The organism is Sulfuricurvum sp., from assembly GCF_049305995.1.
GTDB lineage: Bacteria > Campylobacterota > Campylobacteria > Campylobacterales > Sulfurimonadaceae > Sulfuricurvum.
Genome location: NZ_JBAQPS010000159.1, coordinates 1 through 3,324, shown reverse-complemented (window position 1 = coordinate 3,324; position 3,324 = coordinate 1). Strand labels below are relative to the sequence as shown.

Annotated in this window: 4 protein-coding genes; all 4 read right to left on the bottom strand. The window is 37.0% G+C overall.

What is annotated here, in order from left to right; genetic code table 11:
- A partial coding sequence (locus WA010_RS05390; RefSeq protein ID WP_422556121.1) for a hypothetical protein occupies positions 1–332 on the bottom strand: 332 nt, incomplete at its 3' end.
- Between the two features lie 18 nt (positions 333–350).
- Positions 351–737, bottom strand: a complete 387-nt coding sequence (locus tag WA010_RS05385) for a hypothetical protein (protein ID WP_422556120.1) — start codon at positions 735–737, stop codon at positions 351–353.
- A gap of 267 nt (positions 738–1,004) precedes the next feature.
- Positions 1,005–2,084 carry a BspA family leucine-rich repeat surface protein gene (locus tag WA010_RS05380; RefSeq protein ID WP_422556119.1) on the bottom strand — a complete coding sequence of 360 codons (1,080 nt, stop codon included), beginning with the start codon at positions 2,082–2,084 and terminating at the stop codon, positions 1,005–1,007.
- A 40-nt stretch (positions 2,085–2,124) separates the two neighbouring features.
- Positions 2,125–3,324: AAA family ATPase (locus WA010_RS05375; RefSeq protein WP_422556118.1), on the bottom strand; the 1,200-nt coding region annotated here is incomplete at its 5' end.

Sequence of the window (3,324 nt, the reverse complement as noted above, 5' to 3'; positions counted from 1 at the left end):
GGATAGTACGTATAAACTTTGTCTACTCTATCTGCATCAAAATACCCTTTGTTCGAATCGTAGCTCAAACATCCAATATATGCGATGGCGTATAAATCATAAATGTTTCCATCTTTATTCTCGATTATTAACATGGCTTCCATCTGTCTCATATCAATCGCCAAATAGATCTGTTTTGTTATCCCCTCAAAATAAAACATGTGTGTCTCTTTTTGAATAGGTTTGTGATTGAAACGATCCTTATTCTGATAAAGCCAGTCATAGAAATACCGCTCTATTTTTGTAAATATACGCTTTTTATTATGGTGTTTACGATGCTTTTGTTTTGTCATAATTTATATTCCAAATCCTTATCTATGCCCTTCATGCTCTTCATCCGTATCCTCATCATATGCGATAGCAAAGACGATGGTTGGAAAGTCTCGTTTCATCTTCTCGTAATTAAAAACCTTGTTTCCTGATCGAAAATATTTACAGTTTACGTATGCAAAGCTGATTTTCTCTTCGTTAAGCTGTTTTGTAATTTCAAAAAATGCTTTGGTCGACAAACGGTGTTCTGATTTGAAAAAGATCTCTTCCGCCGATGCATACGGTGAATTAGAGGGATAAATCCACCAGTCATATTTGTATATTCGTGGGTTTGGATGTAGACCTGACCCACTTATAAACCAATTTCCTGCATGTGAATGATGGCTTTCAGTGAACCATACTTTGGTAATTTGCCATGGAGGTACCATCTTTTATCCTTTATCTTAATAAGGAAATTATGGCAGGGAAAGCAGACAGTTTCTGTCCATATAAATGGCTATTCTGTCAAACAAAAAGTTATACGATGAAGCCTATATCGAAAGCAGCTGGTATCGGAAGTCGTGATTTTAAAATAAAGTTCTTTTGGAAAGAACCATCGAAGAACTTTCCAAACGGAATGAAATCATATAAATTATTAGCGGAGAGCTAGAGGATCTGACACTGGAATGTCCCGCCATAATAAGTACTTTACTCCTTTACATATATTTCTTATCTATTAATTTCAATTCTTTTATCATTTTAAATTTATCTTGAGGACGATTTTTATATTTATTAATGAGATCATCGATTTCTTTAATACCAAATATTTCTTGATAATCTTCTGGGATTTTATATTTTAAAATATCTGAGATATTGATAATAGAAAAGCAACCGCCAAACATATAATTCATATCAGTAACATTCGAGGTATCTAATTTAGGAATTTCTGTTAAAGAAGAACAGCCACAAAACATAAAACTCATATCAGTAGTATCCTCTTCTATTGAAATATTCTCACATTGTTGTTCATCTTGAAGTTCAAAATCGCATATTCCCATTTGTACCAAAAAGCACCGTATCACTCTGTACTTATATTCTTTTTTTGTACATGATCTGACATAATCATTCCATGGCTTTTTTACACACAATAGACGATCAGGTCTTGTCTTCACCTCTCGCCATTTGAGTCCATTAAACGATAGATTAGCATAAAGCCATCCTCCGAATGCATACTTCGGTGGTTGTTTTGTGACAAAATCTTTGGCAAAAGCACTTGATTTCTGATACCAATCCCCTCGATCCACTACAGTATCAAATAGTCCAAGTGTCATCATATTGGCAATACTTTCTTCCATCCAAGTATAAAAAAATGGATCTTCTGGCGGTGTATGTACATACGCATTCTTTTCATTGTTAAAGTCCAACTTTGCATGTGACAGTTCATGAATCAGAACTTTTGCGAAAAGCCATGTAAATTCATCATCACTACTCACACATTTTGCTATTCGCTCAGGACAAATAACTATAATCGGCGTATTAGAAAAAGGTGGACAATCCAAACGAGTATAATATCCCAACCAATCAGTTGATGGCTTATCTCCTGAACTTTTATCTTCATATTCTTGAACATATTTTACAAAATTAGCTTCATTTACTAAAAAAATATGTAAATGATTTAAAAGCCAATAGTAGGAATCTTTTTCAGTATTATTATCGCCATTTTCGCACAACTCTTCACAAAACGAAATTTGTGCCGGTGTTATCTCGATACTCGATGATAGATTAATTATGTTCATAACAGTCCTTTTGATATTTAAGTAGTATATTACAATGAACTTATCGCAAAAAACCCATCTTTTTAGAATCATCTTGCTGTTTGATTTTGACTTCATCAACCAATCGATCCAACAAATCATCTGCCGTTTTTATCGGGGAAAACCGGCTCTGTCGTCGAATCACTGCAAAATCCCCTGGAACAAGTCTGATCAAACTTTTAATGTTGTTTTCAACGGCTCTTGAAATAGTGTCAATCCCCATCAATGTGGCCTCTTTCATAAAAAGTTCTAAAGCTTGTTGTGGTTTGAGATACCCAAATTCAAGCTTGAGATCGAACCGGCGCAGTGATGCCTGATCCAGTCCATCCATCAGATTGGTAGTGGCGATAAATATCCCCTCATAGTTCTCCATCTGAACCAGCATCTCATTGACCTGAGTCACTTCCCATGAAGCCTTTGCAGTGAGCCGATCCTGCAAGAAACTGTCTACTTCATCGAATATTAAAACCGCATTTTCATCGGTCGCTTCTTTAAAGGCATTGGCTATATTTTTCTCCGTTCCCCCTACCCACATGGATATCAAATCGGAGCCTTTTTTGATAATACACGGACGATCCAGCTCTTTGGCGATCCATTTACCAAACGCACTTTTCCCAGTACCCGGTGCACCGTAAAGACAGATTCTTGCCGACTGATGCGAGCTTATCCCCTCGGCTAATGCGACAAGATCGTGATCGGAATTGACTAATGCAGGATCATACGTTTCAGGCAGGTTATAGGGCTTTTGGGTTGATAATCCGCGATAGCCCTGTGCCTTTAACGTATTTTCGATCAGCTTTTCAAACGTTTTTGATCGATCATGCTCATCTCCGATGCATTCGATGACATTAGCAGCTCTGGTGATTAACGCCGGTGCGATATTCTCATGCTGTGCGATACGATCTACACTCTCGCTGCTGATAAATTCATGTGTTGAACGGTTGATGATCTCTTTTCGTTTTCTCTTCGGCGGTACCGGAATTTCATAAACCATATCAAACCGTCGCACTATCGCTTCATCCATCGCTCTGATCCGGTTGGTGATCCATATAGCAGGGATGTTATTGTTTTCGAGAATTCGGTTGAGCCATGCTTTATTGTTTTGTTTTTTGCGACTGCTGAAGATACCCGAATCTTCATCTTTCATCACATCTTCTATTTCATCGAACATAATGATGACGTTCTTTTTTTGCAATAATGTCTGTGCAATTCTAAAGGCTTT